Genomic DNA, 21,231 nt, shown 5'->3' on the forward strand with positions numbered 1-21,231 from the left:
GCCTCATGATGAACCCCAACCCCCAGTCTCCTGCTCGCCTAGCCCTGCACCGATTCAGTCTGGGTCTGCTGGTTGTGGCCGCGGTCTCTTGCCAAGTGCAGTCGCCGCCCGTGTCGCCCCCCGGTGGGACAGGAACGCCGACGGAGCAGCCCTCGCCCATTTCGGCTGCACCAGAATCGGGCCTCTATCGCAGCGATCGCTTTGGATTCCAGTTTGCCTATCCCGCCGACCAGTTTGTGGCCCACGGCGAAACCGAGTTTCCGCCGGAGGTCGTGGCCCGCGAAGCCGTGCAGATCTGGACGATTGACCATGACCGCGCCATCCAAGCGGGCGAATACGAAGGCGGCACGGAGTATCCCGCTAATGTTAGCGTCACCGTCCAGCCCAATCCAGAAGGGCTTTCCGCCACCGACTGGATCGCCCAGAGCGACTGGTTGACAAACGTGCGTGAGGTTCAGGAAGTCACCGTGGCGGGGCAGCAGGCGATCGCCTTTCGCTCCAGCGGCCTCTACGACATGGAGCAGGTGCTAGTGCCCACGCCCGACGGCAAGAACTGGGTGCTGATCACGCTCAACCAGGTGGGCACGGGCGAATCCGATGCCCAGTATCGCCAGGCCTACGACCGGGCGATCGCCACCCTCCGCTTCACGCCCTAACCCCGGACTCCCAACTCCATCATGGCCGCCGCCACCTGCTGGGAAATAAACGGCAAAATCGCCTCGTTCTGGCTATGGTCGCGCCCTTCGGTGAACACCACCAGCAGGTAGGGCGGCGCATCCGGCAGTTCGATGTAGGCCGCGTCGTGGCGCACCCGGCTCATCAGCCCCGCCTTCGACCAGAGCCGCGCTGTCTGCGGCAGGCCGCCGCCCAAAAAGCCCGTCACCTGGTTTTCGGGGTCGGCAGCTAGCTCCGTGGGGTTGAGGCTGCGGTGCAGCAGGCGCATCATGAACTGCGATCGCTCGCCGCTGACCGCCACGCCGCCCACGATGCTGTGCAGCAGCCGCGCCACGGCCTCGGTCGTCAGCAGGTTGCGGTTTTCCATGAGCTCGCCATAAAAGGCCCGCTCTCGCCCGTAGGGGCCATCGCACCAGGTTTTTTGATTCACATTAATCGTGTCCAGTTCTTCCCAGCCCAGGGACTTGAAATATCGGTTCACAATATTGCGCTGATATTTCCAGGTTTCAAACGGCTCGATGGGCAGTTCGGGGCCGCTGGTGGTGCCTGTCAGCATGTCCACCACCAGCCCCGTCGCGTCGTTGCTGGAGTCCACAATCATGTCGCGGATGGCCCGATCCAGTTCGCTGGAGGGCGCGATCATGCCCTGCTCTAGCCACTCCTGCACCGCCACCAGATAAAACAGCTTGACCACGCTGGCGGGGTAAATTAGCTCTACGCCGCGATAGGAATAGCCGCCGACGGAATATTGCCAGAACTGCTGGGGCGAAATTGCGCCGCCCGTGTTGACGGGAATGGGCGGTCGATACACCAGCCAAGTGAGAGCAATTTGATTGGGCGCGAGGCTGGGGAACTCGGCTCGGGTGGCGGCAAGAATGCGATCGCCCTGTGGGGCAAGCTGGTCGTCGCGCTGAAAAAACGGCATGGAGGCAAGGGGGGAGGATAGGGCGGACTGTGGCAATTCAAGGCAGCGGACTATGGGCGGCTTACTACAGCGGCCTATTACTACAGCGGCTTAGTATAAAAGAGTTGAATCCAAGCAGGGTTGAGTGAGGGTTCCTCTGAATTGAGAGTTCCACTGCCGATCGAGTGCTAAAGCAGATTAGCCCTGCCTTATTTCCCGGTACGACATGGTTTCCCTTGCGTCTATTCAAGCTGATTTTGCGGGCGATCGCACCTTCGCCTATCAGTGTCTCGAAAATCTCAATCTTTATGACTCGCCCGCGCTCAAAGATCTGGCGACGCAAGCGGTAGCTGGGCGATACCTGCGGATCTTGCCGCCGCTGCCCGATACCAGCGCCGACCCGGCCCGCAGCGCGATCTCTGTAGTGCTGTGTGAAGATGACTATCCGGGCTGGGTGGCGGTGGAAGATCTGGATCTGCTGGCGGTGGCGGAGGCTCCCTATCGGGCGATCGCCCTCAGCACCGACGACATCCACGCCTGCCTGCCCCAGGTCATTGCCTTTGCTCGCCAGGCCATGGCCCAGCCCAACCACTACCTCTGGGGCGGCACAGTCGGCCCCAACTACGACTGTTCTGGGCTGGTGCAAACGGCTTTTGCCTCGACGGGCATCTGGCTGCCCCGCGATGCCTACCAGCAGGAAGCCTTTGTGCAGCCGATTCCCATGGCCGACCTCCAGCCCGGCGACCTAGTGTTTTTTGGCCGCCCCGACCGCTGCACCCACGTTGGCCTCTACCTGGGCGACGGGCAATACATTCACAGTTCTGGCAAAGACCAAGGGCGAAACGGCATTGGCATTGATGTCCTGTCGGAACGGGGCGATGCCGTCAGCCGCGCCTACTTTAGCCAGTTTCGCGGAGCCGGCCGCGTGGTCGCCTGCTACACCAGCGGCAGAGGTTAAGGTTGGGTGGGCGCAATCAGCCGTTGGCAGCTTCAATGGGTTCAATCAATCCTCTGCCCCGGACATTTGGCTGCCATACCATTAGATCATCGTCCGCATTCTGTCACTTCCTTCCTTGTCTCCTATGCAAATCGACTTCCAATCCAGCGGTGGCTTTGCCAACCTGCGGCTGGCCTACAGTGTGGATACTCGCACGCTGCGACCGGGAGAAGCCTCGGAACTAGAAGCCCTGGTGCAGCAGTCTAATGTAATGGAGATGCAGCCTAGCCAGTTGGCGGCCACTAGTGCCGGGCCGCCGGATGTCATGACCTACCGTCTGGAGCTTCAGGAGGGCGATCGCCACCAGTCCCTCACCGTCACCGACCTCACTGCCCCGCCGTCGCTGCAACCGCTGCTGTCTCGCCTCCGCGACCTCGCCTTGGAGCATCGCTAGCCATGCCCTGTCGCCCCTTTTCTCCACAAGTGTCTCAGCCCGCCTGGCTGGTGTCGCTGCTCTTTGCCTCGCTGGTGCTGGGCTGTACGCCACTGGTGCCGCCGCCTGTTTCCTCCAGCCCCCTGCCTGCGCCAGCAATCGTCCAGTCAGACAGCCCATTTCAACTGCCCCTGGCCGGCACAGCCACCCTGCCCAATCAGCGGACGCTCACCTTTGCGCGGGTGGAACAAGATTCGCGATGCCCCAGCGATGTAACCTGCGTGTGGCCGGGGCAGGCGGAAGTCATCGTCACGCTCAGCCAGCCGGGTCAACCGGCCCAAGACCTCTTGCTGATTCAGCGACCGGGCGACGCGGCCGCCGCCGCTCGCTCAGTGAATGGACTGACGGTGAAGCTGATCGATCTGCTCCCCTACCCTACAACTGGCCCATCTTCCCCAGCAGACTACACGGTCACACTGCTGGTCACGCAGCCCTGACCCATCCATCGCCTCAAGAATGGGTGTAGACAGGCTGAAGCGCTGCTGCTGGGGTCTTGCCTAGCAACGGGCCGGGCTACTTTTCTGACAGAATCGCGGAGATTTCTTTCCAATACACCCGCTGAAAAGGCTCTTCCTCTGCCAGCTCATAGGTTTCTACCAGCCCTTCTCGCCGCCGAGAAACGGTGTTGCCGTCTTTAATCACCACGGTTGCGCCGTCAGCGACATTGCGGGACAGCACCTTCTCCGGTTCTGTGGGTGCATCCAGAATCACAATGTTGCTGCTGTCATAAAAGCAGCCCTCTTGCTCCAGCGTCACTTCGTCATATTCTGCAATAAGCAAGTCCAGCTTGGGATTTCGCAGCAGGCTTTGTACCTTCGTGTTGTAGGAACCCGTCAGCGCTTTTTGAGAGCGATTGACGAAGGCGGCATCCCGGCAAATGGCCCCAATCGTCCAGTTGGGATAGTTCACCAAAATTTGATCAACTAGCTCTTGCAGTTCCTTAAGCGGCAGATAGTTGAATGTGAAGATGGGAATGCGGGCAGCTTGCCCTGATTCAAAAAAGGTTTCTAAAATCCGCGAAGCCACATCAATGCTGTTGCCGACGGCTGGACGCAGGTGCATGTAAACCCCCGGCGCGGCGTTGATCTCGATGATGCCGAAGTTGCCCTCTTTCCAGGAGCGCGAAATGTCGGACGTAAGCACATCAATGCCGAGACAGACGAGACGAAAATGCTGAGCAATATCCTGGGCAAGCACAATATTGTCGGGGTGAACCTGCTCGGTTGCGTCGATGCTGACCCCGCCAGACGATAGGTTCGCCACCTTTCGCAAGTAGATGACTTCATCTGGATCGAGGATACTGTCGAGGTCAAGCCGCTGCTCCGATAGATAGCGTTCCAACGACTCGTCCACGATGATCTTGCCCAGGGGCGAGGTGGGCGTGTCGAGCCGCTCTGGTTTGCGGTTTTCCAGCGCAATTAGCTCGGCAATGGTGGAGCGCCCGTCGCCTGTGACTGAGGCGGGGCGACGCTGGGTGGCGGCGACAAACTTGCCATCCACGCACAGCAGCCGATGATCCAGCCCGGAGATGCTCTGTTCAACAATGACCGCAATGGATTGGCCGTCCTCGTGGGCTTCAACCGCTCGGTCAAAGGCAAATTCCAGTTCGCTGTCGTCCTGCACGTCGGCCGTCACCCCAATGCCCTTGTGCCCGACCACAGGCTTGACCGCGACCGGGTAACCGATCGACTGCACTGCCTTCAGCGCTTCCTTCAGCGTGGAAACGATCGCCCCTTGGGGCACTGGAAAACCCAGCGTGCTGAGAAAGGCCTTGCAGTCGTCTTTGCGGGTTGTAAAGTCGGAATCCACATGGCTATCGCAGTCGAAGGTCGTGGCAACCCCCCGCACCAGCTTTTTGCCGTAGCCATACTGCATTAGCCCCTCATCGGGCAGATAAAAGGCGGGAATGCCCTGGTTATGAGCCGCCCGCAGCAGGGCGTAGATCGTAGGGCCACCGTAGACCGATCGGCGAAAGCGGGTTTGCAGCAGCGCAATCTGGTCTTCAAGCTGAAAGGGCTGTCCATTGGAAATTGCCTCGAACCAGTCCCAAACTGCGTAGACTGTGCCATAGCTGGTGGACTCGTGGATCGACTCGACCGCGATCGTCGTCGGCTCGGTGGGCTGGAGGCTCCACAGTTCACAGTGCAAATCCATGTCCAGCTTGCCGACCTCGACCACGGTTTGCACAAACAAGTCGGCGTAGGACTGGTATTCGGTGAGCGCCATTTTGGGATATCGCTGGGCGATCGCCTCTACATAATCACCCAACGGCAGCGGCGCTCGATGTCCCGTCAGCGCCAGCCGAAACACCAAAGCCCCCCGTCCCAGGTAGGGATTTGGCCCAAGGTAATGCTTGAAGCCAAATACGTCGAAAATATCGGTTTTCCGAGCATTGACCGGACTTGCCTGTCCACTTGATTCGTCAATCACCATAATTCTTCAGCCACCCTCGGCTTTAGCCTGGCTGCCAGGACATTACCAGGACATTACCAGGACATTACATAGGCGAAGCTAATATACCCTGTTCTGAAACACGTCCGCCGTTACATTTGTAATGCTTTTGAGCCGATTTTTGGAGGCCAGTCTAGGCGGCTACGGGGGGCAGCCTCAGATTTCGCAAAGCAGCACTTAAAATTACGACTGCTTAGCAATGGGGGCCTATTTGGCTCTGTAAAGGTGAAAATTGGTGAAAATTTAAGACAAAACCTTCGGAATATACGGGATTTGTATCAGTCTAGAGGTATGGTTTTTGAGATAAAGATTGGCTTGTCTCAGTATGTTCCCTGGTCTGACAGGCTCGATTAAAGATGCGGTGAAATATGGGCTGACCCCAGAGACGCGAGCGAAATCCTGCGGCTAGCATGGGTAGCTAAGTGGGTGCATATCGAGCGTTCCTCGACAAGCACGGCGAGGTTCAGAATGCTACCTCTCTGTTCTCTATGCATCGCGACTCGACCTCTCAACCGCAAAAAACTACTGGTCAAAGCAAATGATGAACATCAAGCGTATCCTTACCTGGGCTGGGCTGACCGCTGGTACTGCTCTGGCGCTGTTTGCCTCGCCGGCCGGGGCAGCAGGCATTTCCTTCGCACCTTTTAGCTTCAGCACCAGCTTCACCGGCACCAACCCTCGTGGCAACATCATGCTGAACTCGGTAACCACCACCGACAGCCTGACCGCTGCTTTGGGATCGACCTATAGCTCTTTCAGCCTGGTGTCGGGTGCCAACATTATCCACAACGACCTGTGGCGCGGGGGCGACACGGGTGCTGCTAGCTCTGACATGGGTCGTGAAGCTACCATTGGTGTCCGTCAAGAGCTTGCCACCAACGAGAGCATCGTTGCCAGCCTGGGCAACCTCAACCTGAACAGCATTATCGACACCGAAGATCGAGGCAGCTTCATCATCGACCTGTTCTTTGATCAGGCGACCGACCGCTTCTTTTTCTGGGAACGCGGCATGAACAGCAAAATGCTGGTACAGGCGCTGGATGACCTGGGCAATGTGCTGGCTGAGTATCTGCTGGACAGCAGCACCTCTAACTATGCAGGCTTTGGGATCGATACCCATGAAATTGGCTACACCCAGCGGGTGGGCGCTCAGGGCCTGTGGCTGAACGGTGCTTCGACCAATCGCCTGCGCGTGATTGCCAACGGTGCGGCGTTCAACGGGCCGGACTTTAAGGTGGCTGCGGCGGCGGTGCCTGAGCCTGCCACGATTGCAGGAACGGTGCTGGCGGCCAGCGCTGCGATCGCCGCTCGTCGCAAGCGCAAGGCTCAAGCCGAAGCCTAGGTTTTCGGTCATCTCCTCCCAGAGCGTTTCAGGGCGTTGCGTGCTTGTGAACCCTGGGAAGACCTGATTCTCAATTGCGGATGACTCGTGAGTCCATCGCTTAGCTTAAAGGCGCTCTTCTGAACTCAGAAGGGCGTTTTTTGGGTTTGGGATGACTGAATTCTGCGGCGGTTTCAGGGTAAACCCGCTCTGCTTCAAACCCCAAGTCCTACCCCTCAGGTGGCTCCCAGCAGCAGCGCCATCAGCGCCTTTTGGGCGTGGAGTCGGTTTTCTGCCTGATCCCACACGCGAGACTGGGGACCTTCCATCACGGCAGCGGTAATTTCCTCTTCGCGGTGGGCAGGCAGGCAATGCAGCACAATTGCCGATCCGTCAGCCTTGCTCATGAGCGCCTCGTTGACCTGGTAAGGCTGGAAAATGGGGACGCGGCTTTCGGCCAGGTCTTCTTGCCCCATGCTGGCCCACACATCGGTATAGACGACATGGGCCCCCTGGACCGCCTGAACTGGGTCGAGCGTGACTAGGACTTCGGTGCGATCGCCCGCAATGGTCGCCGCCCGCGCCACGATATCTGGATGGGGCCGATAATCGGCGGGACTGGCCACGCGCACGTTCATCCCCACCAGCGCGGCTCCCAGCATCAGCGAGTGCGCCATGTTGTTGCCGTCACCCACGTAGGCCAGCGTCAGACCCTCTAGCGTGCCGAATTCTTCCTGCACCGTCTGCAAATCCGCCAATACCTGGCAGGGATGCTCCCAATCGGTGAGCGCGTTAATCACCGGAATCTGGGCATAGTGGGCAAAGGTTTCTAGCTCCTTCTGGTCGAAGGTGCGAATGGCCACGATGTCGAGATAGCGATCCAGCACGCGGGCCGTATCAATCACGGGTTCGCCCCGGCTGACCTGAGTGACGCTGGCATTGAGATCCAGTACCTGTCCCCCCAGTTGAAAAATGCCCACAGAGAAGCTCACTCGCGTCCGCGTTGAGGCTTTTTGAAACAGTAGCCCCAGGGTCTTTTCGCAGCGGGGTCTGGCGCGACCAGCCTTCATGTCTGCCGCCAGTTCCAAAATGGCGCTGACTTCGGCAGTATTCAAGTCTGCCATGCTCAACAAATCTCGTCCTTTTAACATGACCATGCGCCCAACCCCGATGCCTGAGTGAAAATAAAACCCTACCAGATTTCGGCGGCGGCGTTTGGTTGCCGTCTGACAATCTGCCTGGGTCATCTCTGCGTACAATGATGGGGAAGATTTGGACGACGCTGGATACCTCTCATGAAACGAAGCTCCTACATCTGCTCCCGGACGGTTCAATTGGCGATCGCCAGCTTTGGTGCCCTGCTGTTTGCTGCGGCGTGCGATCGGGGTCCCCAAGCAGGCGTAGGGGAAGTGACTGAAGTTCCTGCTGACGCACCAGCGGCTGAAGCCCCCGCCGAAGCGCCTGCCCCTGCCGAGTCGCCGAATCAGGCCATTCCGCCGACGGCCCGCTGCAACACCCCCAACCATCTGGCAGAAGTGGCGCAGCAAAACGGACAGAGCGTGTTGCAAATTGTCAGAAAGCCAAGTGAAGTGATTGCCACCAGTCAACCGGGAGGGCTGGCCACGCTGGCAAACCCCGACGGCAGCACGACCTACGGCATCGTCAGCGGCTCCACTTTTTACGTGCGCGTGTTTCCCAACGGCACCTGCTTTATCCAGGTACTCGACACCAACGGTGCAGTGTCTCTGGAAGAGAATGGCGTGAGCTAGGGGTTTGGGATTTTAGAGTTTGGATAGGGGACTGGCACCTGATCGCGAGCATTTACGTCCTGCAACTCGGTCTCCAAAGTCTGAATTCCTAGCCCCCGACCCCTTGATTTCTGCAACCTGGACTCCTGAACCTTATATGAAAGCATTTGTCACTGGCGCAACGGGCTTTACGGGATCGCACCTGGTCAAGGCGCTGAAGCAGCGGGGCGATACGGTGGTAGCGCTGGTGCGAAAGAGCAGCGATCTATCGCGGTTGGCGGATTGCGACGTGGAGTATGTCTACGGCGATGTGGGCGATCGCGCTGCCTTGACCACCGCCATGCAGGGCGCAGACGTGGTGTTTCACACGGCGGCCTATGTGGAACTCGGTATTGTAGACGCGGCGCGGATGGAGCGGGTGAATGTGGACGGGACACGGGCGGTGCTGGAAACGGCGCGATCGCTCAATGTGCCCAAGATGGTCTATTGCAGCACCATCGGCATCTACGGCGACACCCAGGGGCGCGTGATTGACGAAACCTTTCAGCGAACGCAGCAGGGATTTTCCTCGGCCTACGACCGAACCAAGTATCTGGCGCAGCAGTTGGTGGATCAGGCGGCGAGTGAGGGCTTTCACGTCGTTAGCGTGATGCCGTCGGGGATTTTTGGGCCCGACGATCCGCACTTTGGGCCCGTGGTGAAGACGTTTCTCAACGGCAAGCTGAAGGTGTGGGCGGGGGGCGATCGCATCACCGGCATCGTCCACGTCGATGACCTGGTGGCGGCGATGCTGCTGGCGGCGGAAAAAGCGCCACGCGGCGAACACTACATCATTTCCACGGGCGAAATGACCACCCGCGAGATGTTTGCCCTGCTCAGCGAAACCGCTGGCGTGCCTGCCCCGGCGGAAATTCCGCCGCCCGTGGTGCGTGTCGTCGGCAACCTGCTCGACCCCATTGGCCGCCTGCTCCAGTGGCAACCCCCAATCAGCCGCGAACGGGTTCACTATCTCTACGATCGCTGCGTCCGCGTCGATGGCTCCAAGGCCCGCCGCGACCTCGGCTGGAACCCGCGTCCCATCGAGGCAGTGATTCGAGAGTTAGCCACCGCCTGATGGTACTTGCCCTGCGCCCTTAGTCCCTGATTCTTTCCCCTCATGCAACTGATCGACTGGCTCATTGTCCTGCTCTACCTCGTCGCCTCGCTGGGGTTGGGACTCTACCTGACGCGCAAGGGGTCGGGCAGCCTGGTGGATTTCTTTGTGTCGGGGCGATCGCTCCCCTGGTGGCTGGCGGGCACGAGTATGGCCGCCACGACGTTTTCCATCGACACGCCGCTCTATGTGGCAGGCGTAGTGGGTACTCGCGGCATCGTCGGCAATTGGGAATGGTGGAGCTTCGGCATTTCTCACCTAATTCTGATTTACGTGTTTGCGCGGCTGTGGCGACGCTCGGAAATCGTGACCGATGCCCAACTCACGGAGATGCGCTACGGCGGTCGTCCGGCGGCCCTGCTGCGGGGCATCAAAGCGTTTCTGTTTGCCGTGCCCATCAACTGCATCGGCATCGGCTACGCCATGCTGGCCATGGTGAAGGTGGTGGACGCGCTGCAACTCTGGCAGAGCGTGGGCATTACGCCGGGAGACAGCGCCAAACTTTGGAGCGTGGTCGGGGTCAGCCTGCTAGTGCTGCTGTATGCGGGCTTCTCCGGGCTGTGGGGCGTGGTGGCGACGGACTTTTTCCAGTTCATTCTGGCGCTGGTGGGGGCGTTTATCGTGGCGGCCTACGCCATTGGCGAAATGGGCGGCATGGCTCCGCTGCTGGCCCAAGCTCAGCAGGCAACGGATATCGACGTGCTGGCGTTTTTGCCGTTTGGGTTCACAGATGGCGGCTTCCGCTGGAGCGATGCGGCGGGCATTAGCCTGACCACCTTTGCCGCCTATGCTGCGGTGCAGTGGTGGTCGTTTCGGCGCAGCGATGGCGGCGGCGAGTTTATCCAGCGGCTGGCGGCCTCAAAAGATGAGGCCGAAGCCGAGAAAGCTGCCTGGTTTTTCAACCTGTTGCACTACGTGATTCGCACCTGGCCCTGGGTGGTGGTGGCCCTAGCGGCGATCGCCCTCTATCCCACGCTGGAAGACCGGGAACTGGGCTATCCCCGGCTGATGCTCGACTTTTTGCCGCCTGTGCTGCTGGGGCTGGTGGTGGCCTCGCTGCTGGCGGCGTTTATGAGTACCGTGTCCACGCTGATTAACTGGGGCGCGTCTTATCTCACGAATGACCTCTATTTACGGTTCATTCAGCCCGCCGCATCCCAGGCGGAACTGGTGCTGGTGGGGCGGCTGGCCTCGGTGCTGGTGACGGTGCTGGGTGGGGCAGCGGCCTTTTTCGCAGCCGATGTGACGACGGTATTTCGTTTGGTCATCGCTATTGGCACTGGGCCAGGGTTAGTGCTGATCTTGCGCTGGTTTTGGTGGCGGATCAATGCCGCAGCGGAACTGGCAGCCATGCTGACGGGGTTTGTCATTGGGCTACTGACGAGCGTTGTCCCTGTGCTGCGGATTGAGGATTTTGGCGTGCGGCTGATGGTGACTTCGGCGATTTCGGTGCTGGTGTGGGTCAGCGCGATGTACCTCACGCCACCCGAATCGGACGAAACGCTGGATGCCTTTTATGCCAAGATTCGCCCCGGTGGCCCCGGCTGGGCTAGGCAGCGATCGCGCACTGGTCTGGCCCCGGCTCAGGATTTGCGAAAAGACCTGCTGCGGACGCTGGCGGCCAGTTTCCTGCTGTTTGGGGCGATGTTCGCCATCGGCGGCTTTCTGCTGCTGAAGCCGATGACGGGCTGGGTATCGCTGGGGGTTGCGGTGCTGGGCTGGGTAGGGTTAAGAAGGCTGAGGGGCGATCGCTCATCGCTAGACTCTTCCCGCATTGTCTCCTAGCTTTATCAACGTTCATAATCCTAGAAAGCAGCCCTCGCCCCTGTTTTCGTCATTTCTGAGTTCGTCATCTCTGAGTTCGTCATTTCTGTTTTCGTCATTTCTGTTTTCGTCACCTCTGTTTTCATCATTTCTGTCTTCGTCACTTGTTATTGCAGTTGCCAAACGCCATGTTCAGACTGACCCGCCGGTTCGCCCAGTTTTGTCTGCTTGCCATCGTCACCTTTGGGCTGCTGGTCGCCTGCAATCCCCAGCAATCCACCACTGATTCGACCACGCCTGCTGCCTCTGCCCCCTCTGGCAAACCGCTGGTCGTGGGTTCCTCGCCCTGGCCAGGCTTTGCGGGGCACTATGCCGCTGTTGCCAAAGACTTTTTCAAAGAAGAAGGCATCCCGGTCAACGACACCTATTTTCAAGTCGCCACCGATGTCAACACGGCGCTGCTAGCCGATCGCCTAGATCTCGCCTGGACGGGCGGCCCCGATGCCGTCGTCATGGCGGCCCAAGACCCGTCGCTAAAAATCATCATGATCTCGGACTATTCCGACGGGGCAGACGGCATCCTGGCTCGCGGCGTAAGCAGCCCCGCCGACCTGAAGGGCAAGACCGTCGCCTGGGAAACCCTGCCCCTGCAAGCGCTGCTGCTGCGGAAATATCTGGAGCAGGGCGGCTTGACCGAGAAGGACATTCAGCTCCAAGTGATTCCTGCTGCCGAAGCCGCCGCCGCCTTTGCAGCTAACAAAATCGACGTGGCCGTGACCTACGAACCCTGGCTGACCACTGCTGCCAAGGAAGGCAATGGTCAGGTGATTTTCTCGTCCAAAGGCAGCAACATTATCCCCGTGGCACTGGTTGCCAAAGAGTCCGTGATTCAGGAGCGCAAGGCCGACATTCAAGCCTTTATGCGGGCGATCGACAGGGGCGTGAAGCTGGTGCGCGAGAATCCCGATGAAGCCAACGCCATCGTCGCCGCCAAGCTAGGCGTGAAACCCGAAGAAGTGCCTGAACAACTGGCCACGGTTCGCATGTTCGATGTTGCCGAAAATAAGGAAATTATCTTCAACCCCAGCCACCCGCTGAACGTGATGGACAGCCTCGCCTTCGCCGCCAAAACCAGCCAGGAAATCGGGCTAATTTCCAGCCCGCTGGATGCGTCGAAGCTGTATGACGATTCGCTGATCAAGGGACTGTGATGGAGTGATGGGGCGAAAGATGGAAAAACGAAAAACGAAAAACGAAACCTCTTCGTTCTTCGTTCTTCTCTCTTCCCTCTTCCCTCTTCCCTCACCCCCCAATCCACCTGCTATACCTGGAAGAGAGACCTCTTTCCTTCCAGAGTCCCTATGCAAAAGCTGAAACCCGAAGACGTGCTGCTGAGCGTGGCGACGGTGCCGCTGCTGGCGGGGCTAGTGGCGGCGCGGGCGATCGCCCAGGTGATGGTGTCCGTTGGGCAGAGCAGCGAGGAGCTATTTCGGGGCGATCGCCTGCCCACGCTGCATGTCCATTCTTCCCACGATTCCTCAGTCTGAGCGAGTCCCCAAAAATTAAGCCAGAAAGCAAAACGGGAGAGAACGTTGCGTCCTCCCCCGGCTGGTTATTTCGATTGCCGCGCTGTGGCGGAGTCTGGTTTGACGGGTCGGAACCCGATTGCTTGAGCTTCTGGCTGAGCGTTTTGAACTGTTTCCGCAGTTGCCGCTGGCGGGCACTGCCGCCTTTGCCCTTGGCGTTTCGCCCTTCTCGCCGGGGAGATTCCCAGCGCTTGAGTTGTCGTGACACTTAACGTTGTCTCCTCAGGTTTACAGGTCTATTCTAAAGATTCTCCCGCAGGGCTGGCGATTCCGGATTTCCGCTGAGGCAGATGGGTTTTCCGCTGGGGCAACGAAATCTTCTGAACTAGCGCGAGGCGTGAAATTGCCGGAAACCCTACCCATGCCGGACTTGCTACCCAAAATCGCCAATCCAAAATCGCCAATCCAAATCCAAAATCCCCACCTCCTCCCCCGATTTGCACCCAAAAGCTTGAAAGATCCGGAGAACCAGGACGGGCGATCGCCAAACGCGCCATCATAGAAAGGCTCCCTAAAGAGCGTCCACGCCAACCTTCCAACACCGCCTCAATGACTTCCTCTACCGCTGCTAAACCACTCCGCTACGCCTACTTCCCCGGCTGCGTTGCCCAGGGAGCCTGCCGAGAACTGTATCAATCCACCCACGCCCTGACCCACGCCCTCGGCATTGAGCTAGTCGAGCTAAAAAAAGCTGCCTGCTGTGGCTCTGGCACCTTTAAGGAAGATTCCCAACTGCTGGAAGATGCCGTCAACGCCCGCAATATTGCCCTAGCGGAGGAACTGAACCTGCCCTTGCTGACCCATTGCAGCACTTGCCAAGGCGTGATTGGGCACGTAGACGAGCGGCTGAAACACGCCAAAGAATCGGATACCGCCTATTTTGACCAGGTGAACGGGCTGCTGAAGCAGGAGGGCTGCTCGCCCTACAGAGGCACTAGCGAGGTGAAGCATCTCCTGTGGGCGCTGGTCGGCGACTTTGGGCTAGCAGAATTGCAGCAGCGCGTCACCCGCAGGCTGTCGGGGCTGAGGTGCGCGGCGTTTTATGGCTGCTACCTGCTGCGGGCGCAAGATCACCTCGCCTACGACGACCCGTATAATCCCCAGTCGATGGAAAACGTGTTTCGGGCGGTGGGTGCGGAGCCGGTGCTGTATCGGGGGCGGACGCAGTGCTGCGGCTGGCCGCTGTCGAGCTATGCCACCGAAACGTCGTTTAAGATGGCCGGCGGGCACATTCTGGAGGCGATCGCCGCTGGAGCCGATTGCCTCGTTACGCCCTGCCCCCTCTGCCATCTCAACCTGGATTCGCGCCAGCCAGAGGTGCAGCAGGTAATCGGCGAAACGCTGGGATTGCCCGTGCTGCATCTGCCGCAGTTGGTGGCGCTGGCGCTGGGCATCGGCCCCAAGGAGTTGGGGTTGGAACGGCATGTGGTTTCGACTCGTCCTGTGCTAGAGAAGCTGGGGATTCGGGGATAGGGCATAGGGATTCGGCGCGGGGAAGTCAGCAGGAGTGCAGCAGGAGGGCAGCCGGAATGACAGAGGCAAATTCGCGGGGAAATGCGGCGGGCAATTTTCTGCATAACCTGTCGCTGCTGCTGAGCGGCGGGGTGATGGCGGCGGGGCTGGCGGTGGGCGTGGGGCTGTGGCAGGGGGGCGATCGCTTTTTGACGCAGCTTCGGGCGTTTTTCACCGTGCAGCAGCCTGCGCCCCAGGTGGATGTGCAGTCCCTCGTGGTGCAGCAGGTGCGGACGATGAGCGAGCTGACGACGGCGGCGTTTGGGATGCAGGCGGTGGTGCCTACTAGCCGCGATCGCACGCTAGGGGGCTATACCATCGGCAGAACGACGCTGCTCTACATTGCCTATGGCGAAGTGCGAGCAGGCGTTGACCTGTCGCAGATTTCGCCGGCCGACGTGCAGGTGATGGGAGAGACTGTGACCCTGCGCCTGCCGCCGCCTCGCCTGCTGGACAGCAAGATTGACGTAACCCGGTCGCAGGTGTACGACTATGATCGCGGCTTTTTGGGGCTGGGGCCAGACGTTGCGCCAGAGCTGCAAGACCTGGCCCAGCGGCAAACCCTCCAGGAAATCATTGCGGCGGCCTGTAGCCAGGGCATTTTGCAAACGGCGAGCGATCGCGCTCAGATCGCCATCACCCAACTCCTTAGCACTGCGGGCTACCAGGTCACGGTTCAGCCCCAGCCGCCCGCCCCCGACGCTTGCCCCGCTTCCGCCATGCCCGCAGGGAACCCCACAAGCCAGCCCGTCGGCTCTGCAATAACATCCAGCACGCAAAGCTTGAATGAGTTGGGCGGGTGGTAAAAGCGAACGTCCTCAAGCTCCGCAGAATGCATCCCGGCCCACATTGCCCAGAATGCGAGTGACCATGACCTATACCCCTGCACAAGCCCTCACCGTCGATCGCTTTATTGCCCAACACGGCGATGATTCCCGCTATGAACTGGCCGATGGAGAATTGATTGACATAGAACCCACCGGCCCCCATGAAACGGTGAGCGGTAAACTCGCGACTCAAATCGGTATTGCCATTACAAGCACCCATTATCCTTGGTTTATTCCTCGCACTTGCCTGATTCAGCCCTTTGCAGAAATTGCCACCGCTCGTCGTCCCGACGTTGTGGTTCTCGATGAAACCTTTTTGGCGAATGAACCCCGCTGGCAGCAAGAACCCGTGATCACCTTGGGACGCTCGATCAAGCTGGTCGTCGAAGTGGTCAGCACCAACTGGGAAACAGACTATGCCCGTAAGGTTGAGGAATACGCACTCTTTGGGATTCCGGAGTATTGGATTGTTGATTATCGCGGGCTAGGGGGCACGCGCTTCATTGGCAAACCCAAACAGCCGACCTTCACTGTCTGTCAATTGGAGGCTGAGGAGTATCGTCAGCAGCAATATCGCCTGGGTGAGGCAATCTCGTCAGGAGTGTTGCCCAATCTACAGCTTCGATTAGAGGATGTCTTGCCTCACTAAACTTGCCTCGCTAAGAATGGCTAAATTTGCTCATCAAATTACTCCCGGCGCTCCCGGATGTCGGGTTTGCCGTGGATTGGAGCCGCGGATTGGATCTGGGGACTATCGGGAGATGCCGCTGAGGGGATGGGTGTTGGTTCCAAATCGCTCAACGCAGCGCACGAAGATTTCTACCCCCAGACCTAGCGCCGTTTCGTCGAAGTCGAAGCGGGGATGGTGGTGCGGGTAGGCCAGCCCCCGGTCGATGTTGGCGGAGCCGAGGAAGAAATAGCAGCCGGGGACTTCCTGCAAAAAGAAGGACATATCTTCGCCGCCCATCGTCTGACAGTCGGGCACTACGCCAGCGGGCGTTTCCACCACGTCTTCGGCCACCGAGCGGATCAGGTGGGCGATCGCCCCATCGTTGATAACGGGCGGATAGAGCCGATGATAGTGGAACTCGTAGGTTGCGCCGTGGCTGCGGCAGGTGCCCGCGATAATGTCTTCAATGCGGCGATCGAAAAAGTTTGCCAGTGCCGGGTCGAAATAGCGCACCGTGCCCCGCAGGTAGGCGCTGTCGGCGATCACGTTACTGGCTTTGCCCGCCTCAAATTTGCCCACCGTCACCACGCCCGATTGCAGCGGGTCGAGGTTCCGCGCCACGATGGTTTGCAGCGCCGTCACCACCTGCGCCCCCACCAGGATCGAATCCACCGTCTGATGGGGCATTGCGCCGTGGCCGCCGCGCCCGTGAATCGTGCATTCAAACAGTTCCACCGCCGCCATCATGGCCCCAGCGCGAATGCCCACCTGGCCCAGCGGCAGGTTGTTCCACAGGTGCAGCCCGATGATGGCGTTCACGTCAGGATTTTTCAGCACGCCCGCTGCCACCATCGGCTGTGCGCCGCCTGGCCCTTCCTCTGCTGGCTGAAAGATAAACTTGACCGTGCCCGCAAAGTCCCGATGCTGGGATAGATAGTAGGCCGTGCCGAGGGCGATCGCCACATGTCCGTCATGGCCGCAGGCGTGCATCCGCCCGTCGTGCTGCGAGCGATAGTCCACCTCGTTTTCTTCTTGAATGGGCAGCGCGTCCATGTCGGCGCGGATCGCCAGCACGGGGCCAGGGCGATCGCCCTTCACCAGCGCCACAATCCCCGTTTGCGCCACCCCCGTTTCATGCTCAATGCCCCACTCGCGCAGCTTGGCGGCGATGAAGTCTGCCGTGAACTGTTCCTGAAAGCCCAACTCGGGCCGCTGATGAAGCTGTCGTCGCCACACCGAAAGCTGCGGCTGCAAGGCGCGGATCTGGAGCCGGATGCGAGAGGTGTCAACCGTGGGTGATGCAGTGACCGTGAAAACCATTGGCGGGTAGGGTTTGGGATTTTAGGTTTTAGATTAGGACTTACGCACTTGCGATTAAATTTTCTGGGTTTTGGACGATTTCTCGCGGGCGCAGCCCGCGAGAAATCGTCCAACTGCGTAAGTCCTATAGATTTTGGATTTTAGGCTTTGGGTGGGGAGTGAGTTTGCGCCATCATGTTGTCAATGCTGATTCCATTGTCTTCCTATCTTCTTGCGGCCGCTTACTCCCATCATCACCCAGGAATTAACCCTCCCGCAGACCGTGCAGGATTTCGCGTTTGAGGTCGAGGAATTCGGGCGAGAGTTTTAGCTCTAGATCGCGCTGTTCGGGCAGGTCGATGGGCACTTCTTGCTTGAGGCGGCCGGGGCGGCTGCTCATGACGTGGACGCGCTGGGAGAGGTAGATGGCTTCTTCGACATCGTGGGTGATCATGAGTACGGTGATGTGGGTCTGCTGCCAGAGGTCTTGCAGAAATTGCTGCATTTGTTCTTTGGTCTGGGCATCTAGGGCCCCAAAGGGTTCGTCCATCAGCAGCACTTCGGGTTCGGTGGCCAGGGCGCGGGCGATCGCCACTCGCTGCTTCATGCCGCCGGAAAGCTGCTTGGGATAGGCCCCGGCAAACTGCGTCAGCCCGACGGTGTGGAGGTAGTAGGCAACGCGCTCCTGCTGCTGCGCTTTGGGCATATTTTGCAGTTGCAGCCCAAAGGCGACGTTTTGCGCCACCGTCAGCCAGGGGTAAAGTGTGTAGCTCTGAAATACCATGCCCCGGTCAGCTCCCGGCCCCGGCACCACCTGCCCATCTACCCGCACTTCCCCGCTAGAGGGCGGCACCAGCCCTGCCACAATATTCAGCAGGGTAGACTTGCCGCAGCCCGAAGCCCCCACCAGACAGACAAACTCACGCGGAAAAATCTCCAGGTTAATCTCGTCTAAGACCTGAAGCAGCTTGCCCTGCACCCGATAGGACTTGGACACCTGGCACACTTCGAGCTTGGGCAACGCGGCAGATTTAGCGGCAACGTCAGGCATGGAGGGCGATCGCCCAATCAAGCTGGGCCTCATCAAGGACGGAGAACTGCCAAAAGTATAGCCCCCGCCCCCGCCTCGTTTGGTACTTTAGGTGTCAGGGTAAAGGCTCAGGATTCGGGCGTGACAATCCAAAATCCCCAATCCAAAATCCCCAACCCAAAATCCAAAATCCCCAATCCCCAATCCACAATCCCTCCATGACCGCTCCCTCCATCCCCCCTATCCCCCCCACCCCCAAACAATACCTCCAGCCCTCTGTCTTCTGGGGCATTCGTCAGGATTTTCCAAAACGGCTGGCGCTGCTGCTGATCGGGCTGGCGCTGGGAGTGCCGCTACTGCTGTGGGCGATCGCCAGCTACGGCGGCTGGGTGCGCCCCATCTTCCTGCCTACGCCGACGGCAGTGGTGCAGGCTGGCCTCGCGCTGGTTCAAGAGGGACTGGTGCGCGATGTGCTGGCCAGTTGCGGGCGGGTGCTGGGGGGCTTTGTGCTGGCGGCGGCGGTGGGCGTGCCGATGGGCATTCTAATGGGCACGTTTAGCAGCATGGAGAGTCTGTTTGCGCCGCTAGTGGGCACGGTGCGCTATATGCCAGTGGTCGCCTTTGTGCCGCTGATTGTGATTTGGGTGGGGCTGGGGGAATGGTCGAAGGTGCTGATTATTTTTCTGGGCGTGGTGCTATACAACGCCATCATGGTGGCAGACGCGGTGAAATTCATCCCCAACGAGATGATCAACGTTGCCTATACGCTGGGGGCCAATCGGCGCGATGTGCTGTTTAGGGTAATCATGCCTGCGGTCTTTCCCAGTGTGCTGGATACGCTGCGGGTGAATATTTCCGGCGCGTGGAACTATCTGGTGATTGCAGAATTGGTGGCAGCGCAGAGCGGGCTGGGCTTTCGCATTGTGCAGTCGCAGCGGTTTCTACAAACCGACAAGGTGCTGTTTTGCATTGCCATCATCGGCGGCATCGGGCTACTGCTGGACTACACGCTGCGGGCAATCTCGCGCCGCCTCACGCCCTGGGCTGACCAGACCCGCTGAGCCAGATAAAACGGCTGTTTCTGGGGATGTCCACAGGGATTGCCCTTTCCTCTATTGCAATCATTAGGAAATCTTCAGATGGAATCACGGGCGATCGCCCCCCGGATTCTTGACGGCATCTTGAAGTTAAGGGACACTAACAACAAGAGTCATTACTATCCCTTCTACAACGTTTAGTTACGGTTTATCTCCAATTGACTCGATACATTTCTTTGGATTTGACCCAGCTTTTGAGCAGATTGCCGGGTTTAGACTTCAAGAAGTGTTGAGGGTCTGAACCTCTAAGGGGAGTTGTGTTTTCTAAAAGCCTGTTGGTTTAGCTGGGCTTGCAGAGCAGCAACGCGGCCTTGAGGCGGGTGTTGAGGGGTCGGTACAGACTTTGGCTTACTTTGGCTCAAACGTTCGTTCGATTTAGGATTCGTTGAACGTATGGAAACGCTGGAATTCATCATCTATCCCGATGGGCGCGTGCAGGAAAAGGTGACGGGCATTGTGGGTGCTTCCTGCGCCGAGGTTACCGCTGCGATTGAGGCGCAGTTGGGGCAGGTGGTGAGCCAAGAGCCAACGTCCGAGTTTTTTGCACAACCGAATACGATTTCTTCGACCCAATCGCAGTCAGCCTTCAGCGAGTGGTAGGCTGAATTTTTCGCTCCAACTTGCAGATCCTTGAGAGTTTCATCACTGTCGCTCCGCTCCTTTTGTTCTTTGGTTTAGTTAGAAAACTCATGTCACACTTTAGCCAAATCAAAACTCAAATCCGCGATTTAACCTCTCTCCAGCAAGCCCTGACCGATCTGGGCGTGGAATGGAAGGCTGGCCCCCAGCCCGTGCGGGGCTATCGCGGACAAACCCACCAAGCTGAGGTCGTCATCGAGCAGGACAACGGCTACGATGTTGGCTTTAGCTGGAACGGTCAGGAATATGCCTTGGTGTCTGACCTGCAATATTGGCAGCAGCCCCTGTCGGTCGATGGCTTTCTGCGCCGCGTGACTCAGCGCTACGCCTATCACACGGTGGTCAAGGAAACGACCCGCCAAGGTTTCCAGGTTGCCGAAGAGCAGCGCCAGTCCGACGGCTCGATCCGGTTAGTGGTGCAGCGCTGGAGCGCCTAGATTTTCGAGTAATCCGCAGGACTGTGAGGGGTCAGCCAGAGCGCTGACCTTTTGCGTATCTTCGCGCCTTTTGAAGTATTTTGAAGTGCAGTTTTACAGGAAAGCAGGTTAGGCCCGATTGGGGCGATCGCCCTGTTGCGCTGACCGAACCGAGGTGATGTGTGATATGGACGAATTCTCTTCCTCAAATCCGCCGTGGGATTCGGCAGAGCCGACTGGACTGGAGCCAGAACTGGGCGGCGACTGGCGCGACTCGCCTGATCGCACGGGCTTCGAGCCAGAACTGGGCGGTGCAGTTCGCCAAAAGGGGGTGTACGTGGATGAAGTCACCTGTATTGGCTGCAAACACTGCGCCCACGTTGCCCGCAACACTTTCTTCATTGAGCCGGACTATGGGCGATCGCGCGTTATCCGCCAAGACGGCGACCTGGAAGAGGTCATCCAGGAAGCGATCGACACCTGCCCGGTGGACTGCATTCACTGGGTCGATTACACCGAACTCAAAAAGCTGGAAGAGGAGCGCCAGTATCAGGTGATTCCCGTCGCAGGCTTCCCGGTCGATCGCTCCCTGATTGCGGCAAATATGCGGCGGAAGCGGGCCGCGGCAAAGCGACGAAAGGCAGAGTGAGCGGGAGATCCTGGGAGATAGCGGGGGATAGCTGGAGATAGCCAGGGGATGGTAGGTCGC

At 59.1% G+C, this 21,231-nt stretch carries 22 protein-coding genes; 17 read left to right on the forward strand and 5 right to left on the reverse strand.

What is annotated here, in order from left to right; genetic code table 11:
- The first annotated feature begins 5 nt into the window (after positions 1-5).
- Entirely contained in the window at positions 6-656 is a 651-nt protein-coding gene (locus HNI00_RS05015; protein WP_316791234.1) for a hypothetical protein, read from the forward strand.
- Here the strand turns inward: HNI00_RS05015 and HNI00_RS05020 are convergent.
- A complete protein-coding gene (locus tag HNI00_RS05020) occupies positions 653-1,600 on the reverse strand; it encodes a serine hydrolase (RefSeq protein WP_316791236.1) in 948 nt (315 codons plus the stop codon). The genes HNI00_RS05015 and HNI00_RS05020 overlap by 4 nt on opposite strands.
- A gap of 205 nt (positions 1,601-1,805) precedes the next feature.
- On the opposite strand from HNI00_RS05020, the gene HNI00_RS05025 reads away from it, so the two are divergent.
- The 3 genes from HNI00_RS05025 (at position 1,806) to HNI00_RS05035 (ending at position 3,446) form a co-directional block, all read left to right on the forward strand.
- Entirely contained in the window at positions 1,806-2,537 is a 732-nt protein-coding gene (locus tag HNI00_RS05025) for a C40 family peptidase (RefSeq protein WP_316791238.1), read from the forward strand.
- Between the two features lie 124 nt (positions 2,538-2,661).
- On the forward strand, positions 2,662-2,970 hold the full coding sequence (locus HNI00_RS05030; RefSeq protein WP_316791240.1) for a protealysin inhibitor emfourin: 309 nt from the start codon (positions 2,662-2,664) through the stop codon (positions 2,968-2,970).
- Between the two features lie 2 nt (positions 2,971-2,972).
- Complete coding sequence (locus HNI00_RS05035) at positions 2,973-3,446, forward strand: hypothetical protein (protein ID WP_316791242.1); 474 nt, start codon at positions 2,973-2,975, stop codon at positions 3,444-3,446.
- 76 nt (positions 3,447-3,522) lie between these two features.
- Here HNI00_RS05035 and HNI00_RS05040 read toward each other — a convergent pair whose 3' ends face one another.
- The gene (locus tag HNI00_RS05040) at positions 3,523-5,439 is read right to left on the reverse strand and encodes an ATP-binding protein (protein WP_420156308.1); all 1,917 of its coding nucleotides are present in this window, start codon (positions 5,437-5,439) and stop codon (positions 3,523-3,525) included.
- Between the two features lie 562 nt (positions 5,440-6,001).
- Here HNI00_RS05040 and HNI00_RS05045 point away from each other — a divergent pair.
- A complete protein-coding gene (locus HNI00_RS05045; protein WP_420156309.1) occupies positions 6,002-6,802 on the forward strand; it encodes an exosortase-dependent surface protein XDP2 in 801 nt (266 codons plus the stop codon).
- 215 nt (positions 6,803-7,017) lie between these two features.
- On the opposite strand, the gene argF is transcribed toward HNI00_RS05045, so the two are convergent.
- On the reverse strand, positions 7,018-7,938 hold the full coding sequence (argF, locus tag HNI00_RS05050; RefSeq protein ID WP_420156310.1) for an ornithine carbamoyltransferase: 921 nt from the start codon (positions 7,936-7,938) through the stop codon (positions 7,018-7,020).
- A gap of 138 nt (positions 7,939-8,076) precedes the next feature.
- Here argF and HNI00_RS05055 point away from each other — a divergent pair, with 138 nt between their 5' ends.
- The 8 genes from HNI00_RS05055 to HNI00_RS05090 all read left to right on the forward strand — a co-directional run bounded on the left by HNI00_RS05055 (position 8,077) and on the right by HNI00_RS05090 (position 16,020).
- Entirely contained in the window at positions 8,077-8,550 is a 474-nt protein-coding gene (locus tag HNI00_RS05055) for a hypothetical protein (RefSeq protein WP_316791249.1), read from the forward strand.
- A gap of 136 nt (positions 8,551-8,686) precedes the next feature.
- Positions 8,687-9,643, forward strand: coding sequence for an NAD-dependent epimerase/dehydratase family protein (locus HNI00_RS05060; RefSeq protein WP_297079085.1), 957 nt, complete (start codon positions 8,687-8,689; stop codon positions 9,641-9,643).
- 42 nt (positions 9,644-9,685) lie between these two features.
- Entirely contained in the window at positions 9,686-11,467 is a 1,782-nt protein-coding gene (locus HNI00_RS05065) for a sodium:solute symporter family protein (protein ID WP_316791252.1), read from the forward strand.
- Between the two features lie 167 nt (positions 11,468-11,634).
- Complete coding sequence (locus HNI00_RS05070) at positions 11,635-12,657, forward strand: ABC transporter substrate-binding protein (protein WP_316791253.1); 1,023 nt, start codon at positions 11,635-11,637, stop codon at positions 12,655-12,657.
- Between the two features lie 150 nt (positions 12,658-12,807).
- The gene (locus HNI00_RS05075; protein ID WP_277774482.1) at positions 12,808-12,993 is read left to right on the forward strand and encodes a hypothetical protein; all 186 of its coding nucleotides are present in this window, start codon (positions 12,808-12,810) and stop codon (positions 12,991-12,993) included.
- A 588-nt stretch (positions 12,994-13,581) separates the two neighbouring features.
- Entirely contained in the window at positions 13,582-14,505 is a 924-nt protein-coding gene (locus HNI00_RS05080) for a CoB--CoM heterodisulfide reductase iron-sulfur subunit B family protein (protein ID WP_316791255.1), read from the forward strand.
- Between the two features lie 56 nt (positions 14,506-14,561).
- Positions 14,562-15,350: a DUF4230 domain-containing protein gene (locus tag HNI00_RS05085; RefSeq protein ID WP_316791257.1), complete on the forward strand. Its 789-nt coding sequence runs from the start codon at positions 14,562-14,564 to the stop codon at positions 15,348-15,350.
- A 64-nt stretch (positions 15,351-15,414) separates the two neighbouring features.
- Positions 15,415-16,020, forward strand: coding sequence for a Uma2 family endonuclease (locus HNI00_RS05090; RefSeq protein ID WP_316791259.1), 606 nt, complete (start codon positions 15,415-15,417; stop codon positions 16,018-16,020).
- 102 nt (positions 16,021-16,122) lie between these two features.
- Here the strand turns inward: HNI00_RS05090 and HNI00_RS05095 are convergent, their stop codons facing one another.
- Positions 16,123-17,361: a M20 metallopeptidase family protein gene (locus HNI00_RS05095; RefSeq protein ID WP_316791260.1), complete on the reverse strand. Its 1,239-nt coding sequence runs from the start codon at positions 17,359-17,361 to the stop codon at positions 16,123-16,125.
- Between the two features lie 244 nt (positions 17,362-17,605).
- Positions 17,606-18,391 carry an ABC transporter ATP-binding protein gene (locus HNI00_RS05100; RefSeq protein WP_420156311.1) on the reverse strand — a complete coding sequence of 262 codons (786 nt, stop codon included), beginning with the start codon at positions 18,389-18,391 and terminating at the stop codon, positions 17,606-17,608.
- 197 nt (positions 18,392-18,588) lie between these two features.
- Between HNI00_RS05100 and HNI00_RS05105 the strand changes: the two genes are divergently transcribed.
- The 4 genes from HNI00_RS05105 to HNI00_RS05120 all read left to right on the forward strand — a co-directional run bounded on the left by HNI00_RS05105 (position 18,589) and on the right by HNI00_RS05120 (position 21,171).
- Positions 18,589-19,431, forward strand: a complete 843-nt coding sequence (locus HNI00_RS05105; protein WP_316791265.1) for an ABC transporter permease — start codon at positions 18,589-18,591, stop codon at positions 19,429-19,431.
- 429 nt (positions 19,432-19,860) lie between these two features.
- Positions 19,861-20,067: a DUF2997 domain-containing protein gene (locus HNI00_RS05110; protein ID WP_172353560.1), complete on the forward strand. Its 207-nt coding sequence runs from the start codon at positions 19,861-19,863 to the stop codon at positions 20,065-20,067.
- A gap of 89 nt (positions 20,068-20,156) precedes the next feature.
- Complete coding sequence (locus HNI00_RS05115; RefSeq protein WP_172353561.1) at positions 20,157-20,543, forward strand: DUF1257 domain-containing protein; 387 nt, start codon at positions 20,157-20,159, stop codon at positions 20,541-20,543.
- Positions 20,544-20,709: 166 nt separating this feature from the next.
- Positions 20,710-21,171 (forward strand): ferredoxin, encoded by a 462-nt coding sequence (locus HNI00_RS05120; RefSeq protein WP_172353562.1) that lies wholly within the window; start codon positions 20,710-20,712, stop codon positions 21,169-21,171.
- Positions 21,172-21,231: the final 60 nt, after the last annotated feature.

Source organism: Thermoleptolyngbya oregonensis NK1-22, assembly GCF_032705245.1.
Taxonomy (GTDB): Bacteria; Cyanobacteriota; Cyanobacteriia; order Elainellales; family Elainellaceae; genus Thermoleptolyngbya; species Thermoleptolyngbya sichuanensis.

Excerpts from the sequence above, each read along its gene's own strand:
- HNI00_RS05015 (WP_316791234.1), top strand. The coding sequence starts at position 6 with ATGATGAACCCCAACCCCCAGTCTCCTGCTCGCCTAGCCCTGCACCGA.
- HNI00_RS05020 (WP_316791236.1), bottom strand. The coding sequence starts at position 1,600 with ATGCCGTTTTTTCAGCGCGACGACCAGCTTGCCCCACAGGGCGATCGC.
- HNI00_RS05025 (WP_316791238.1), top strand. The coding sequence starts at position 1,806 with ATGGTTTCCCTTGCGTCTATTCAAGCTGATTTTGCGGGCGATCGCACC.
- HNI00_RS05030 (WP_316791240.1), top strand. The coding sequence starts at position 2,662 with ATGCAAATCGACTTCCAATCCAGCGGTGGCTTTGCCAACCTGCGGCTG.
- HNI00_RS05035 (WP_316791242.1), top strand. The coding sequence starts at position 2,973 with ATGCCCTGTCGCCCCTTTTCTCCACAAGTGTCTCAGCCCGCCTGGCTG.
- HNI00_RS05045 (WP_420156309.1), top strand. The coding sequence starts at position 6,002 with ATGAACATCAAGCGTATCCTTACCTGGGCTGGGCTGACCGCTGGTACT.
- argF (WP_420156310.1), bottom strand. The coding sequence starts at position 7,938 with ATGGTCATGTTAAAAGGACGAGATTTGTTGAGCATGGCAGACTTGAAT.
- HNI00_RS05055 (WP_316791249.1), top strand. The coding sequence starts at position 8,077 with ATGAAACGAAGCTCCTACATCTGCTCCCGGACGGTTCAATTGGCGATC.
- HNI00_RS05060 (WP_297079085.1), top strand. The coding sequence starts at position 8,687 with ATGAAAGCATTTGTCACTGGCGCAACGGGCTTTACGGGATCGCACCTG.
- HNI00_RS05065 (WP_316791252.1), top strand. The coding sequence starts at position 9,686 with ATGCAACTGATCGACTGGCTCATTGTCCTGCTCTACCTCGTCGCCTCG.
- HNI00_RS05070 (WP_316791253.1), top strand. The coding sequence starts at position 11,635 with ATGTTCAGACTGACCCGCCGGTTCGCCCAGTTTTGTCTGCTTGCCATC.
- HNI00_RS05075 (WP_277774482.1), top strand. The coding sequence starts at position 12,808 with ATGCAAAAGCTGAAACCCGAAGACGTGCTGCTGAGCGTGGCGACGGTG.
- HNI00_RS05080 (WP_316791255.1), top strand. The coding sequence starts at position 13,582 with ATGACTTCCTCTACCGCTGCTAAACCACTCCGCTACGCCTACTTCCCC.
- HNI00_RS05085 (WP_316791257.1), top strand. The coding sequence starts at position 14,562 with ATGACAGAGGCAAATTCGCGGGGAAATGCGGCGGGCAATTTTCTGCAT.
- HNI00_RS05090 (WP_316791259.1), top strand. The coding sequence starts at position 15,415 with ATGACCTATACCCCTGCACAAGCCCTCACCGTCGATCGCTTTATTGCC.
- HNI00_RS05095 (WP_316791260.1), bottom strand. The coding sequence starts at position 17,361 with ATGGTTTTCACGGTCACTGCATCACCCACGGTTGACACCTCTCGCATC.
- HNI00_RS05100 (WP_420156311.1), bottom strand. The coding sequence starts at position 18,391 with ATGCCTGACGTTGCCGCTAAATCTGCCGCGTTGCCCAAGCTCGAAGTG.
- HNI00_RS05105 (WP_316791265.1), top strand. The coding sequence starts at position 18,589 with ATGACCGCTCCCTCCATCCCCCCTATCCCCCCCACCCCCAAACAATAC.
- HNI00_RS05110 (WP_172353560.1), top strand. The coding sequence starts at position 19,861 with ATGGAAACGCTGGAATTCATCATCTATCCCGATGGGCGCGTGCAGGAA.
- HNI00_RS05115 (WP_172353561.1), top strand. The coding sequence starts at position 20,157 with ATGTCACACTTTAGCCAAATCAAAACTCAAATCCGCGATTTAACCTCT.
- HNI00_RS05120 (WP_172353562.1), top strand. The coding sequence starts at position 20,710 with ATGGACGAATTCTCTTCCTCAAATCCGCCGTGGGATTCGGCAGAGCCG.